The organism is Rhodoferax sp. PAMC 29310, from assembly GCF_017948265.1.
Taxonomy (GTDB): domain Bacteria; phylum Pseudomonadota; class Gammaproteobacteria; order Burkholderiales; family Burkholderiaceae_C; genus Rhodoferax.
The window spans coordinates 3,566,228-3,580,281 of the sequence record NZ_CP072852.1 but is presented as its reverse complement, the minus strand read 5'-3'; the positions used below and the strand labels follow the sequence as shown (position 1 = coordinate 3,580,281).

At 62.2% G+C, this 14,054-nt stretch carries 9 protein-coding genes; 2 read left to right on the top strand and 7 right to left on the bottom strand.

Going from position 1 to position 14,054, the window contains the following annotated elements:
* Nucleotides 1-307 precede the first annotated feature (307 nt).
* Genes J8G15_RS16605 through J8G15_RS16590 form a run of 4 tightly spaced genes read right to left on the bottom strand, consistent with a single transcriptional unit; the run spans nucleotide 308 to nucleotide 4,321 of the window.
* Nucleotides 308-1,324 carry an SIS domain-containing protein gene (locus J8G15_RS16605; protein WP_210543503.1) on the bottom strand — a complete coding sequence of 339 codons (1,017 nt, stop codon included), beginning with the start codon at nucleotides 1,322-1,324 and terminating at the stop codon, nucleotides 308-310.
* Nucleotides 1,321-2,163, bottom strand: a complete 843-nt coding sequence (locus J8G15_RS16600; protein ID WP_210543502.1) for a PIG-L deacetylase family protein — start codon at nucleotides 2,161-2,163, stop codon at nucleotides 1,321-1,323. Before J8G15_RS16600 ends, J8G15_RS16605 begins: the two co-directional genes overlap by 4 nt.
* Nucleotides 2,160-3,443, bottom strand: coding sequence for a hypothetical protein (locus J8G15_RS16595; RefSeq protein ID WP_210543501.1), 1,284 nt, complete (start codon nucleotides 3,441-3,443; stop codon nucleotides 2,160-2,162). The genes J8G15_RS16600 and J8G15_RS16595 overlap by 4 nt, the downstream gene beginning before the upstream one ends.
* Nucleotides 3,440-4,321, bottom strand: coding sequence for a carbohydrate kinase family protein (locus tag J8G15_RS16590; RefSeq protein ID WP_210543500.1), 882 nt, complete (start codon nucleotides 4,319-4,321; stop codon nucleotides 3,440-3,442). Before J8G15_RS16590 ends, J8G15_RS16595 begins: the two co-directional genes overlap by 4 nt.
* Nucleotides 4,322-4,627: 306 nt before the next feature.
* Between J8G15_RS16590 and J8G15_RS16585 the strand changes: the two genes are divergently transcribed.
* Nucleotides 4,628-7,594: an aconitate hydratase gene (locus J8G15_RS16585; RefSeq protein WP_210543499.1), complete on the top strand. Its 2,967-nt coding sequence runs from the start codon at nucleotides 4,628-4,630 to the stop codon at nucleotides 7,592-7,594.
* Between the two features lie 58 nt (nucleotides 7,595-7,652).
* Here the strand turns inward: J8G15_RS16585 and ahpF are convergent, their stop codons facing one another.
* A complete protein-coding gene (ahpF, locus tag J8G15_RS16580) occupies nucleotides 7,653-9,269 on the bottom strand; it encodes an alkyl hydroperoxide reductase subunit F (RefSeq protein WP_210543498.1) in 1,617 nt (538 codons plus the stop codon).
* 216 nt (nucleotides 9,270-9,485) lie between these two features.
* The gene (gene ahpC / locus J8G15_RS16575; protein ID WP_210543497.1) at nucleotides 9,486-10,049 is read right to left on the bottom strand and encodes an alkyl hydroperoxide reductase subunit C; all 564 of its coding nucleotides are present in this window, start codon (nucleotides 10,047-10,049) and stop codon (nucleotides 9,486-9,488) included.
* A gap of 208 nt (nucleotides 10,050-10,257) precedes the next feature.
* Between ahpC and J8G15_RS16570 the strand changes: the two genes are divergently transcribed.
* Nucleotides 10,258-12,477, top strand: coding sequence for a molybdopterin-dependent oxidoreductase (locus J8G15_RS16570; RefSeq protein ID WP_240538344.1), 2,220 nt, complete (start codon nucleotides 10,258-10,260; stop codon nucleotides 12,475-12,477).
* Between the two features lie 55 nt (nucleotides 12,478-12,532).
* Here J8G15_RS16570 and J8G15_RS16565 read toward each other — a convergent pair whose 3' ends face one another.
* Nucleotides 12,533-14,017, bottom strand: coding sequence for a bifunctional diguanylate cyclase/phosphodiesterase (locus J8G15_RS16565; RefSeq protein WP_210543493.1), 1,485 nt, complete (start codon nucleotides 14,015-14,017; stop codon nucleotides 12,533-12,535).
* Nucleotides 14,018-14,054: the final 37 nt, after the last annotated feature.

The window sequence follows — 14,054 nt, the reverse complement described above, 5'->3', positions numbered from 1 at the left end:
CCGACACTTCTTGAGATGCGAAGCGCTCGACAGGGGCAACCCTCACCCTGAGGGCACGGACTTTAACTGAACGACAGAAATGGCAACTCGTTATTGCAATGTGACAGACCGCTTTGGGTCTAAACCCGCCTGCCCCAATGACAAACCGATTGGCGTCTGGCGTACCTCAGCAGGCCCGCCCCTCCCGGGGGACCTTGGTTCTGCGCTAAAAAACTATTATTTTGATAGCTACTTACGCATACAGGACTAGCGCAAAAGGCATATTTAAACCATACCCAGCCCAAAGCGCCCGGCAGGCGGTGCCCGCTCAGCGGGTGAGGGTGACCTTCTTCAGGTCCGCCGGGGCGTCGGCGTCGAGTTGCATGCGTTCGGCCAGTTCCGCGCAGGCCAGCTGGGCCAGAAAGGCCAGCACGGGGGTGCGGGCCCAGCGCTCGTCCGGCAGTTGCAGCGGCAAGCCTGCCTCGCGGGTGGTGTCGGTGCCAATGGTGATGAAAGGCACGCCGCGCGAGAGCAAGGTGTTGACCACCGCCTGCTTGCTGTCCATGGGCTCGTCTGCGCCAGAGAACAGAACGACCCGGTCTTCGCGGTGAAACATGGCAATGGGCCCGTGCAAAAACTCGGCGGTGGAATAGGCCACTGCCGGCAGGCCGAGGCTTTCTTGCGCTTTCAGGGCGGCGTCCAGCGCGCCCGCGTAGGACGGGCCGCGTGCCAGCCAGGCAACAGTGCGGGCGCCCTGCAAGAAAGTGGCCAGTGTGTCGACCTTGTCGCTGCTCACGATGGCTTCCATGGCTTGCGCGGTTTGCTCAGCGGCTTGTGCCATGGGGTAGCCAGCCAGTGCGGCGGCAGCGAACAACTGGGCGGTGAAACTCTTGGTGGCGGGCACGGCTTTCTCCGGCCCACAGTTCAGGCGAAACACGCCGTCGGCATGCTCCAGGAGCGGAAGTTCCGTGGCGTCCGAGCCGGTCACGCCAATCGCCAGTGCACCACGGGATTTCAGCCAGCGCAGGGCCTCGGACACATCCACGCTGTGGCCGGAGGCTGAAAACGCGTAGGCCACGGTGTCACTCCAGTCGGCCTCGGGCAAGTTCTGGGTGGTGACCCAAGGACGAAACTCGACCGGGTGACGCCCGCTTTTGAGCATCATCAAGTACGAGGCAAAAGTGCAGGCGTTGCCGGAGCTGCCCCGGCCAATGAGTGCCACCTGCGGGCGCGAAGCGGCCTGTGCGCGAAGGGTGGTGGCCTGAGCCTCCCAGTGGGCGGCCTCGCGGCGGAGCATGGCGGGGGTTTCCAGGGCCTCCTGTTTCATAAAACTTTGAATGGTCATGTGGGTTCCTTTCGGGTGGGGCGCAGTTCCCGGGTCTTCCAGTAGAACTCGCAGGGTTGGCCGCCGTGCTGACGCACTTGGAGGGCCTTCAGCAGGCCGGCCTCGTCTTTGAAGAGGGCGGGAATTTGGGTGCCGTAGTGACCGATCAATGCGGCTTTGGCGTCCACATTGACGGGCAGCGCCAGACAGGCCGAGGGCGCACGGTCCAGGCGTTGCAAGGCTTGGCGTGGGTCGTCATGGGTGCCGCTGCCAATGGCGGGGTCAACCACGTAGGGGAAGTCTTCGTAAAAGAGCAGCGACGCCCCTTGCTCGGCCAGGCGCAGCGCCACGCGGGCGACGATGGTGTGGTCCACATGCTGGCCAATGCCCATGGGGCTGACCAGCAGCATGCGACCCAGGTTCAGGCTGAGCCGCCGGAGCACCAGGTACAACTCTTCCACGTGACCCATGTCGTCCACGCGCGGGGCGGACCAACGTTCGTGGGCATGGCGGTAAATGAACTGGTCGGTGGTGGGGCTGCGCCGGTAAATATTGTCCGGAAAACTCAGGTGAACAAAGTCGGTGTTGGAGGCGTGCATGGCCGCCCGGTCTTCCTGGCGACGCAGGCGGGGGTTGACGAAGCCCTTGCGTTGCGGCGTGCGCAACGTGCCGTCACCGTTCTTCACGGCAGGCGGGTTGCCGCAGTAGATGCTGATAACCAACGCGCCAGCCTGGCGGGTGGACAAAAAGTCGAGCAAGCCGCCGCAACTGAGCGCGGCATCATCCAGATGCGGCGACAAAATGACGACGCGCTCAATGTCGTCCCATGGCACGGCCGTGGCCAGTGACGTCGCCTTCATGCGAGCATGGGGAGCAGCGCGCCGTATTGCGCCCGGGCCAACGCCCACAAGGCTTCGGCCTTCGCCGTGGTGCCCACCAGCGGGTTGGCGGCCAGGGCTTTCAAAATGGTGGCCTGGTTGCCGGTGCGGGCGGCTTCGGCCGCCAGGTGCTGGTAGTTTTCCAACTGGTGCAGCAAGCCGGTGTGGTCCAGCGGCACCTCGGGCGCGGCGGAACGCGTCCAGCCCTCAGGACCCAAGTTGCCGCGTGCTTCGACCACGGTGGTGGGGGCAAACAAGGCCGTTGTGCCCTGGTTTTCAACGTTCAGCACGAGCGACCCACCTTGCGCCTGTTTCAGGGCCTGGATGACGGTGACGGCCAGGTCACCAAAGCCGGCCGTGCCCCGGTGATGGGTCAGAACCGGGGTGTCCTTGACGGCTTCTTCGCGGAAATGAGCGTAGTAGCTGGGCAGCTTGGCCACGATGGCGTCGCTGCGCGGGCCTTCGCTTTGCGACAGCGCCACAAAGCGTTCGGGCGCCATGTAATACGGCAGGTAGGAGTTGGGCCAGAAGCCGGGGGTTTCCCGCGCCATTTTGAGCGACAACTCAAAACGCAGCCAGTGCTCGGCGTTGAGGCCGGGCGGCGCCTGCAGGGTAGCGGGAAACTCGGTGACGGCTTGGCCGCCAAAGCGCATCTCGCTGTACCAAGTGGCATGGTTCAGGCCGTTGCAACGAAAGTCGACTGCTTGACCGGCATGCCCCAGCGCATGCGCCAAGTCAAGCAGGTCTTCCTCGGACTGATCACACAAGCCCAGCACCCGCACGCCGCCCCGGTTGACCAGGGTTTGGGTGACGATGTTGCTGGGGTTGGTGTAGTTAAGCAGCAGCGCTTGTGGCGCCACTTTTTCCAGCATGTCGGCCACGCGCAAGGCCTCGGGCACCGAGCGCAGGGCAAAGAAGAACCCGCCGGGTCCGACCGTTTCCTGTCCCGGAATACCCAGGCTCAGGGGCAAGGTTTCGTCAATGCGGCGCGCGGCAAATCCGCCCGGTCGGGTGCTGTTCAGCACCGCGTCCGCGCCGCGCACGGCCGCCTCCAGCGTGTCTGCCGTTTCCACCGTGAAGTGGACGCCCGCACTGCGGGCCATGGCCTGGCCCAGACGCCCCACCAGTTCGAGGTGCTCGGCATCGGTATCGTACAAACGCACACGCGTCAGCCCCAGGCTGTCACCCTGGTGAATAAGGGCTTGCAACAGGCCCGGGGTGTAGGCGCTACCGCCGCCCAAAATTACAAATTCTTTGATCAAGTGATTCCTTTCAAGTCTGCCAAGGTGGCGGGGTCATCAACCACACCACCGGCCTGGGTCAAGAGTCGGGCAGCGACCCGGCAGCCATGGCTGAGCGCCGCGTCACCCGTGACGCCTATTACTAGTGAAGCCAACAAACCGGCGCAAAAAGCGTCTCCCGCACCCGTGAAATCCACCGCAGCGACCGGCACCGCGTCCGCACTCACCCAAGCGCCGTCAAGGCGCCCGAAGGCGCCGTCGGGTCCGAGCGTGACAACCACGTTGCGGGCTGCCCCCTGAAGGCGATCCGGCGCCAGTTTGGGGTCGTCAGCCGCAAAAGCAGCCTCTTTGTCGTTGAGGATCAGCAAGTCCCACGGCTGGTCGGTCAGCGTGCTGAGTGCTGCCAGTTCATCCGGGGCCCAACTGCCAGACACACTGATTCGCGCGCCTGTCGCTCGGGCACGGGCCAAGGGCTCGGCCAGATGGCGGGCCTCCAGCAAGCCGGGCACGTGAATCCAACGGGCTTCAGGCAGGTCAGGGCAAAGAGCAAGGGCACCGAAGTCGGCCGCGCTCACGAACGAGCGGTCTTGCAAGCCTGAGAAGACAAGCGACACCGCCGGGTTGGGTTGGGCCGCCCAGTTCAGGGTCGGGATACCGAGTTGTTGGGTTTTGTGGGCGATGGCGCTGTCTGCCAGTCCCTCACCACGGGGGTGCGCCAAAACGACGTCCAGCCCCAAGGCCGCCGCGACTGAAGCCGTGTTCAGCCCGCCGCCCAGTCCCAGCCGAAGGCTGGGGACAAACACTTCCTCTCCGGGCGGAGGCACAACCCCGCCTGGCACAAAGACCTCGAAATACACGAGACCCGCAACACAGAGCTCTACTCTTGGTTTGATGGTCATGCGTTCATCCTAACAGGCCGGTTTTGACACCGGGGTGCGTGCAAACTGACGCCAAAACCAGTACGAGCGCTCCTTCGCACGACTTCCTGGCCTCATTCATTGCGTGTGCCTTCATAGGGAAAAAACGCGGCCACCGGGTCGTGCCGCGCCCACCGGGGGCGCACCACCCATCGCCCAACGGGGGCGTCAATCCGGCGCAAATCAGGCAATCCACACTCGGAGTGCGGGTTAAGCGGCGCCCATGTGGGGTGACATACTGGGGCTTGTGGGGTTGAATTTTCGACCCCACATTTTCAGGAGGTAGTCATGACCACGTTGTCCTCACCGTCCAAGCCCCACGCTTTTTCTTCCACCCTGGCCCAGTTTCAGACGGCGTCAGGGGTGACAGGCCAGTTTTATTCGCTCCCCAGCTTGGCACAGCAGTTTCCGCAGGTCAGCCGGCTGCCGGTCTCTATCCGCATCGTGCTTGAGTCGGTGCTGCGCAACTGTGATGGACTCAAGGTCTGCCCCGAGCATGTGGAAGAACTGGCGCAGTGGAAGCCCCAGGCGCCGCGCACGGCAGAAATTCCGTTTGTGGTCTCGCGCGTGGTGCTGCAGGACTTCACGGGCGTGCCCTTGCTGGCCGACCTGGCGGCGATGCGCAGCACCACCAAGCGGTTGGGGTTTGATCCAAAAAAGATCGAACCACTGGTGCCGGTGGACCTGGTGGTCGACCACTCCATCATGGTGGACTCGTACGGGCAGAAGAATTCGCTCGACATCAACATGAAGCTTGAGTTCCAGCGCAACCAGGAGCGCTACGAGTTCATGAAGTGGGGTATGCAGGCCTTTGACACGTTTAAGGTGGTGCCGCCCGGTTTTGGCATCGTGCACCAGGTGAACCTCGAGTACCTGGCACGCGGCGTGCACAAGACGCCGGATGGTGTTTACTACCCCGACACCCTGGTGGGCACCGACAGCCACACCACCATGATCAATGGCATTGGCGTGGTCGGCTGGGGCGTGGGCGGCATCGAGTCCGAAGCGGCCATGCTCGGCCAGCCGGTGTACATGCTGACCCCCGACGTGGTGGGTATGGAACTGACAGGCCAACTGCGCGAGGGCGTCACCGCCACCGACCTGGTGTTAACCGTGACCGAACTGCTTCGCCAACACAAGGTGGTGGGCAAGTTTGTCGAGTTTTTTGGCGAAGGCACGCGCACGCTCGCACTGCCTGACCGCGCCACCATCGGCAATATGTCGCCCGAATACGGCGCCACCATGGGCTTCTTTCCGGTGGATGAAAAAACCATCGACTACTTTCGCGGCACCGGTCGCACCGAGGAAGAAATTGAAGCCTTTGAGGCTTACTTCAAAGCGCAGGGTCTGTTTGGCATTCCGCGCGCAGGCGACATCGACTATTCGCAGGTGGTCACGCTGGACCTGGGCAGCGTCACGCCCAGCCTGGCCGGCCCCAAGCGCCCGCAGGACCGCATTGAGCTGGGCAAGGTGGCGGGTCAGTTCAGTTCACTGTTCAGCAAACCCAATGCCGAGAGCGGCTTTAACCAGAGCGCCGAACGACTGACGCAGCGCTTTGCGCTGGAATGCAAAACCGACGTCTCGGCCGCACCGCCTGCACCAGCACAGGCACCACAACCCGGTGCCGAGCGCAATGTGGATGAAATGATCAGCAACCGCCCGACGCTGGAAGCCGCCGAGGCCGCTGCGTCAAAGGCCGAGCCGGTGTGTGAGCTGCCCGGCGAGGGCGATGGCTCGGTGAGCGTGGGACATGGCGACGTGCTGATTGCCGCCATCACCAGTTGCACCAACACCTCCAACCCCAGCGTGCTACTCGCCGCCGGCCTGCTGGCGAAAAAGGCGGTTGAGGCGGGTCTGAGTGTTCAGCCGCACATCAAGACCTCGCTGGCGCCGGGCTCGCGCATCGTGACCGCCTACCTGACCGAAACAGGACTGATGCCGTACTTGGAAAAGCTGGGGTTTGCACTGGCCGGCTATGGCTGCACCACCTGCATCGGCAACTCGGGCGATCTCACGACCGAGTTGAACGAGGCCATCAACAACCACGATTTGATCTGCGCCGCGGTGTTGTCGGGCAACCGCAACTTCGAGGCACGTATCCACCCCAACATCAAGGCCAACTTTCTGGCCAGCCCGCCGCTGGTGGTGGCCTACGCGCTTGCCGGCACGGTGCTCAAAGACATCACCACACAGCCGCTGGGTCAGGGAACCGATGGCAAAGACGTGCATCTGGCCGACGTCTGGCCCACCAGCGAGGAAATCCACGCCCTGATGAAGTTCGCCATGAACGGCAAGGCCTTCCGCGAGAACTACGCCAAGGTCAAGACCGAGCCGGGAGAGCGCTGGAGCCAGATTCAGGGCGTCGAGGGCGACACCTACACCTGGCCCACCAGCACCTACATTGCGGAGCCGCCGTTTTTTGCTGATTTTGCTATCAAAGAAGAAGCATCTTCTGAAGGCGGAACAGGGGCTAAAGGCCAAAATGGCAGTAATAAGAGTGCGAACGGATTTGCCGTGCAGGGCGCGCGCATCATGGCGTTGTTTGGTGACTCCATCACCACCGACCACATCTCGCCGGCCGGCGCCATCAAGGAAAGTTCACCCGCCGGCCATTGGCTGCGCGAGCATGGCGTCATGAAGCAAGACTTCAACAGCTACGGCGCGCGGCGCGGCAATCATGACGTGATGGTGCGCGGCACGTTTGCCAATGTGCGCATCAAGAACCTGATGGTGCCACCCACCGCCGACGGCTCGCGCGAGGAAGGCGGTGTGACGCTGTTTCAGAGCGAAGGCCCGCAGCAAGGCAAAAAGATGTCCATTTTCGACGCCGCCATGCAGTACATGAAAGACGGCACGCCCACGGTGGTGCTGGCGGGCGAGGAGTACGGCACGGGGTCGAGCCGCGACTGGGCGGCCAAAGGCACGCTGCTGCTGGGCATCAAGGCCGTGGTGGCGAAGAGTTTTGAGCGCATCCATCGCTCCAACCTGGTTGGCATGGGCGTGCTGCCGCTGCAGTTCAAAGACGGCGACTCCTGGGAAACGCTGGGCCTGGACGGCAGCGAGGTGATCGATGTGCTGCCCGATGCGGCCCTGACGCCGCAAAGCGAAGCCACGCTGGTGATTCACCGAGCGGACGGCACCGAGCAGCGGGTGGTGACCACCCTGCGTATCGACACGCCGATTGAGGTGGACTACTACCGCGCCGGCGGCATCCTGCCATATGTGCTGCGCCAGTTGCTGACAGACACCCCCTAAAGAAAAACGGCCCCGTCGCGAACGCGAACGGGGCCGTTGCCAGGTGAGCGCCTGCCCGTTATGCGGCGACTGCCACCTCCTGCACTGCCTCGGTTGCCAGGGGCGGCACAAGCACCGGCGTGGAGCGAATCAGGTAGTCAAACGCGCTCAGCGCGGCCTTGGCACCGTCGCCGGCGGCAATCACGATTTGCTTGAACGGCACGGTGGTCACGTCGCCCGCGGCAAACACACCGGGCAAAGAGGTTTGGCCACGGGCGTCCACCACGATCTCACCATGCTTGCTGAGTTCCAGCGTGCCTTTGAGCCACTCGGTGTTGGGTACCAGGCCAATCTGGACGAACACGCCTTCCAGTGCCACATGGTGGACCTCGCTGGTGGCGCGGTCCTTGTAGCTCAAGCCATTCACTTTGTGGCCGTCGCCGGTGATCTCCGTGGTTTGCGCGTTGGTGTGAATGGTGACATTGGGCAGGCTTTTGAGCTTGCGAACCAAAACGGCGTCAGCCTTGAGTTGACCGGCAAACTCCACCAGGGTCACGTGCTTGACGAGTCCTGCAAGGTCAATGGCCGCCTCGACGCCCGAGTTGCCCCCACCAATCACCGAGACATCTTTCCCCTTGAACAAGGGGCCGTCGCAATGCGGGCAATAGGCCACGCCTTTGTTGCGGTACTGGTCTTCGCCGGGCACACCCACATTGCGCCAGCGCGCACCGGTTGACAAGATCACGCTGCGGCTTTTGAGCATGCCGCCGTTGGCCAATTGAATCTCGATGAGACCACCGGGTTCTGACGCGGGAATGAGCTTGTCTGCGCGCTGCAGGTTCATGATTTCAACGTCATAGTGCCTGACTTGGGCCTCCAGCGCGGTGGCAAACTTGGGACCATCGGTCTCCAGCACGGAGATGTAGTTCTCAATCGCCATGGTGTCATTGGTCTGGCCACCAAAGCGCTCGGCGGCCACCCCGGTGCGAATGCCTTTGCGTGCCGCGTAGACGGCGGCGGCGGCACCAGCGGGCCCACCACCGACGATCAAAACTTCATACGGCGCCTTGGCGGTCAGTTTTTCGGCATCGCGGTGGGCAGCCCCGGTGTCGAGCTTGGCCACAATTTCCTCCACCAGCATGCGGCCATTTCCAAACAGCGCGCCATTCAGGTAGATGCTGGGGACCGCCATGATTTCACGGGAGGTGACTTCGTCCTGAAACGCGCCGCCCTCGATCACGGTGGTCTTCACCTTGGGGTTAAAGATCGCCATCAGGCTCAGGGCCTGAACCACGTCCGGGCAATTGTGGCAACTCAGGGACATGTAGACCTCAAAATTGAAGTCGCCATCCAGGCCCTTGATGGCCTCAATCACGTCCGGCTCCACCTTGGGCGGGTGACCGCCACTCCACAACAGGGCCAGCACCAGCGAGGTGAATTCATGGCCCAGAGGCAGGCCGGCAAAGCGCAGGCTGGTGTCCGTGCCAGCACGTTTGAGGCTGAATGAGGGCTTGCGAGCGTCTTGACCGTCGTAGGCCACGGAGATTTTGTCGCTGCGCAGGCTTTGAATGGTTTGCAACAGATCGCGCATTTCAACCGAGTTGCTGTCCGCACCGAGGGACGCCACGATCTCGATCGGTAGCGCCACGCGTTCCAGGTAGGCGGCGAGTTGGGATTTGAGTGTGTCGTCGAGCATGGTGATTCCTCTTATTACTATCAACTTGATAGCTGGTTGCGCAGGCTTTACGGGCGCCACAGCCATATTTTGGGTATAAAAAAACCGGACATCCCTGCGCACCTGCACAAGGACACTGTCCGGCGACCTGCGTTACGACCTGTTTCCCGCAAGGAAAACACAGCCCCCTAAGGGGCCAGTCGCTACACGCAGTGGGCGGCCTTGGAGGCCAGCCCTTTAGATCTTGCCGACCAAGTCCAGCGAAGGCGTGAGGGTCTTGGCGCCATCGTTCCACTTGGCAGGGCAGACTTCACCGGGGTGAGCGGCCACGTACTGGGCAGCCTTGAGCTTGCGCAGGGTTTCCTTGACGTCACGGGCGATGGCGTTGTCATGGACTTCCATGGTCACGATCTTGCCTTCGGGGTTGATGATGAAAGTGCCGCGCAGTGCCAGACCTTCTTCTTCGATGTGAACGTCAAAACCGCGGGTCAAGCGGTGTGTTGGGTCACCGATCAAGGGGAACTTGGCCTTGCCAACCGCTGGCGAGGTCTCGTGCCACACTTTGTGGGAGAAGTGGGTGTCGGTCGTCACGATGTAGACCTCAGCACCGGCTTTCTGGAATTCGGCGTAGTTGTCAGCGGCGTCTTCCACTTCTGTGGGGCAGTTGAAGGTGAACGCGGCGGGCATGAAAATGAACACGTTCCACTTGCCTTTGAGGCTTTCGTTGGACACGGTGATGAACTTGCCGTTGTGAAAGGCGTCGTTCTTGAATTCGATGACTGCGGTGTTGATGAGGGACATTTGTTTTATTCCTATTGATTGATGACGTTTGATTGAAAGAACACATCAATCATATTGCACCGCAGCACGGCATTGGGTTGATTCCATTAATAGCCGTTATTTGAATTTTCTATCTCCGTCTTGCCCAAACTGTCACCTGAGTTCTCGACAAGGGCGACCTGACATGCGCCAATGTCGAATGATTTCAAGTTCATCCCAAGAGGCTCCCGTGACCGAAACCACCCACCATCGCATTTGTCCCCTGTGTGAAGCCTGTTGCGGGCTGGAAATCAAAGTGGATGAGGGCAAAGTCATCAGCATCCGGGGCCATGCCCAGGATGTGTTCAGTGCGGGCTATATCTGCCCCAAAGGGGTGGCCCTGAAAGACCTCCACGAAGACCCCGACCGATTGCGCACCCCGTTGATCAAGCGCAACGGCGTGCACGAGCCCGCCACCTGGGATGAGGCGTTTGCGGAGATTGAGCGCCGCCTGCCGCCGCTCTTGGCCGCACACGGACGCGATGCCAGCGCCGTGGTGGTGGGTAACCCGTCCGCCCACAAGATAGGTTTGTTGACCTATTTCGGCAGGCTCGCGCGGGCCTTGGGCACCCGCAACGTGTTTTCGGCCTCCACGCTGGACCAAATGCCCAAGCAGTTGGCCAGCGGCCTGATGTTTGGCCACTGGCTCTCGGTGGCGTTGCCGGATATTGCCCGCACAGACTTGCTGCTGGTGATTGGTGCCAACCCCATGGCCAGCAATGGCAGCATGTGGACCGTGCCCGACTTCAAGAGCAAAGCCAAAGCCTTGCAAGCGCGCGGCGGCCAATTGATCGTGATTGACCCGCGTCGCACAGAAACCGCCGCGCGGGCCGACACCCACCACTTCATTCGTCCCGGCGCAGACGTGTTTTTGCTGGCGGCCATGGTGCACACCTTGTTTGAGGAAGACCGGGTCACGCTGGGCACGGTCAGCGAATGGGTCGTTGGTGTGGACGAGGTGCGCCAAACGGTGGCGCCGTTCACGCCCGAGCTGGCGGCCGCGCGCTGTGGCATGGCCGCGGACACCATTCGCGCGCTGGCGCGTCAACTCGCCAGCACACCGCGTGCAGCGGTGTACGCCCGCATTGGCACTTGCACGCAGGAGTACGGCACCCTGGCCAGTTGGCTGGTGGACGTGCTCAATACCCTGACCGGTCATCTGGACCTGCCCGGCGGCGTGCTGTTTGCAAAATCTGCCGCATTCGCCTCCAACACCGCCGGCAAGCCCGGCATTGGCAAAGGTGTCACGACCGGCCGTCATCAGGCCCGCGTCAGCGGCGCCCCCGAGGTGTACGGCGAGTTGCCCATCACCTGTCTGGCCGAAGAAATCGAGACACCCGGTGACGGCCAGGTGCGCGCCCTGTTCACGGTGGCGACCAACCCGGTGCTGTCTTCTCCCAACGGACCGCGCCTGGCGGCAGCGCTGGACACGCTGGACTTCATGGTCAGCATGGACATTTACCTGAATGAGACCACGCGACACGCGGATGTGATCCTGCCGGGACAGTCGCCGCTGGAAGAGTTTCATTACGACGTGGCGTTTCCCCAGCTGTCATGGCGCAACCACGCGCGCTACAGCCCGGCGGTGCTCACGCCACCCGCCAATCAGCCTGAAGAGTGGCAAACCATTTTGAAGTTGGCGGCGATTGTCAAAGGCCAAGGCGCGCAGCAAGACGCCAATGCCCTGGACGATGCCCAGTTTTCTGAGGACGCAGAGCGCCTGTTTGGCAAGCATGCCGACGCCGTGGTACTTGCCACCCAAGGTTTGAAAGGCCCCCAACGCTCGCTGGACGTCGCGCTGCGAAGCGGGCCTTATGGTGACGGCTTTGGCCAGCGCCCCGACGGGCTGACGTTGGCCAAAGTGATGGCGTCCAACGCCAGCGGCGGCATTGATTTGGGTGAACTGAAGCCCCGCCTGCCCGAAATGCTGCGCACGCCCAGCGGCAAGGTGGAGCTGGCGCCTGCTTCTTTGGTGGCCGACATGCTTCGAGCCGCTGCCGATTTGGCGCGCCCCGCACCTGATTTGGTCATCATCGGCCGGCGCGACGTACGCACCAACAACAGCTGGATGCACAACCTGCCCATATTGGCCAAAGGCCCGTTCCGTTGCACCGCCCTGGTTCACCCCTTGGACGCGCAACGGCTGGGCTTAAAGGATGGCGCACTGGCCCGGATTGCCAGCGGCCCGCGCCACATTGAAGCGCCGGTGCAGATCAGTGAGGAAATGATGCCCGGCGTGGTGAGCCTGCCGCACGGGTGGGGCCACAACCTGCCCGGCGCCCGATTGACGCTGGCAGCAGAGCGCCCCGGAGCCAACCTAAACGCGCTGCTGGATGACCAGTGGCGTGACCCGCTCTCTGGCAATGCCGTGCTGGGCGGCATGGCTATCACCATGGAAGCCCTGGCCTGACGCTTGTTCAGGAGGCTTGTCGCCGGCGAACGCACCCATGGCCGCCGCCGGGCGATCACTCCAGTGGGTTAATCAGCGTTTCGGAGAACAGTGAGGGCCGAAACAAGTGCTCAGCATCGCTGGGGTCCCGACCGGCCCACAAGCCCAGTTCATTGGCGCGCATGGGCTTGGCAAACAGGTAGCCTTGCAGCTCGTCGCACCCCATCTCGACCAGAATGTCGCGTTGTTTTCGAGTTTCAACGCCTTCTGCCACCACCTTGAGCTTGAGCTCATGGGCCATGTCCACGATGGTTTGTGCAATGAACTGCGCATGTTCGCTGACGCCGAGATCTGTGATGAAAGCGCGGTCAATTTTCAACTCGCTCGCCGGAAGCCGCTTCAAAGAGGCCAGACTGGAGTGGCCGGTGCCAAAATCATCAATCGAGACATGGATGCCCAGCTTGCCAAGGCGATCAAATACTTGCATCGTCGCCACCGTGTCCTCCATGGCGATAGATTCCGTGATTTCACAGGTGAACCGAGAGGGTGGTGTTTGCGTGCGTTTCAAAACGTCCATCAGGTGCTGGAAAAAATCGTCCTGCCGCATTTGATGGGCGGAGATATTGACGGCGATTCGCATGCGCAGGCCCTGCCCCCGCCAAATTTGAGCTTGCCGGCAAGCCTCTTCAATCACCCAACGCCCCAGGCTTTGAATCACGCCATAGCGCTCGGCCAGGCCAATGAACCGGTCAGGACTGAGCGTGCCCAGTTGCGGGTGGTGCCAGCGTACCAAGGCCTCAACCGCCGTGATTTGAAGCGTGCGCGCGTCCACCTTGGGCTGGTAGAACAACTCAAGCTGTTGGCGCTCCACCGCACAACGCAAGTCATGAAGCAATCGGGCCGAGTCGCGTCGCCCTTGCGCAGCGGGTTGATCGTATTCGGCAAAACCATTGCCGCCCTGAAGCTTGACGGTGCGCATGGCCAGCGCCGCTTTTTCCACAATATTACGCCGGGAGCCATGGTGGGGGTAGGCTGCCACACCCACCGAGCAGGTCAATCGCACCTCGCCGCCCGCCCTGGCAATCGGCACGGCCAAGGCCGCGCGCAGTTTCATCGCCAGCGCTTTGGCGTCTGTCAGCGACACATCAGCCACCAGGGCAAACTCATTCCCAACCCACCGCGCCACCGCAGCACCGGGCAATAGCGTGGATTGGATGCGCTGCGCCACCTCCTGCAGGACGAGATCGCCGACAGTCCGTCCATAAGCCTCATTCGTGGCGCGAAAGTAATCAATGTCGAGGTAAAGAAGGCACGCCGGTTGGCCGGACGAGTCGCTTCGCCAACATGCTTCGTCCAGATCTCGCTCAAAGCCCCTGGGTGTTCGCATCCCGGTCACCGGATCGTTAGTCTGAAGGTTGACCAATTCTGATGACACCTGATCCAGCTGGACCGCCGTGCGGCTGGCGCGCTGTATCAAGCCCCAGTAAGCCATCGATACCGCAAGCGCAACCAACACACTGACAGCGGTGACAAGCGAAAGCCAAAGGTCGTTTGGGGACATGATGGCGCATTCTGGCACAGTGCCCTGTGCGTCACGA

What these genes read in the sequence shown, in the direction of transcription:
- J8G15_RS16605 (WP_210543503.1), bottom strand. Translation starts at nt 1,324, where the DNA reads ATGACCATTCAAAGTTTTATGAAACAGGAGGCCCTGGAAACCCCCGCC.
- J8G15_RS16600 (WP_210543502.1), bottom strand. Translation starts at nt 2,163, where the DNA reads ATGAAGGCGACGTCACTGGCCACGGCCGTGCCATGGGACGACATTGAG.
- J8G15_RS16590 (WP_210543500.1), bottom strand. Translation starts at nt 4,321, where the DNA reads ATGACCATCAAACCAAGAGTAGAGCTCTGTGTTGCGGGTCTCGTGTAT.
- J8G15_RS16585 (WP_210543499.1), top strand. Translation starts at nt 4,628, where the DNA reads ATGACCACGTTGTCCTCACCGTCCAAGCCCCACGCTTTTTCTTCCACC.
- ahpF (WP_210543498.1), bottom strand. Translation starts at nt 9,269, where the DNA reads ATGCTCGACGACACACTCAAATCCCAACTCGCCGCCTACCTGGAACGC.
- ahpC (WP_210543497.1), bottom strand. Translation starts at nt 10,049, where the DNA reads ATGTCCCTCATCAACACCGCAGTCATCGAATTCAAGAACGACGCCTTT.
- J8G15_RS16565 (WP_210543493.1), bottom strand. Translation starts at nt 14,017, where the DNA reads ATGTCCCCAAACGACCTTTGGCTTTCGCTTGTCACCGCTGTCAGTGTG.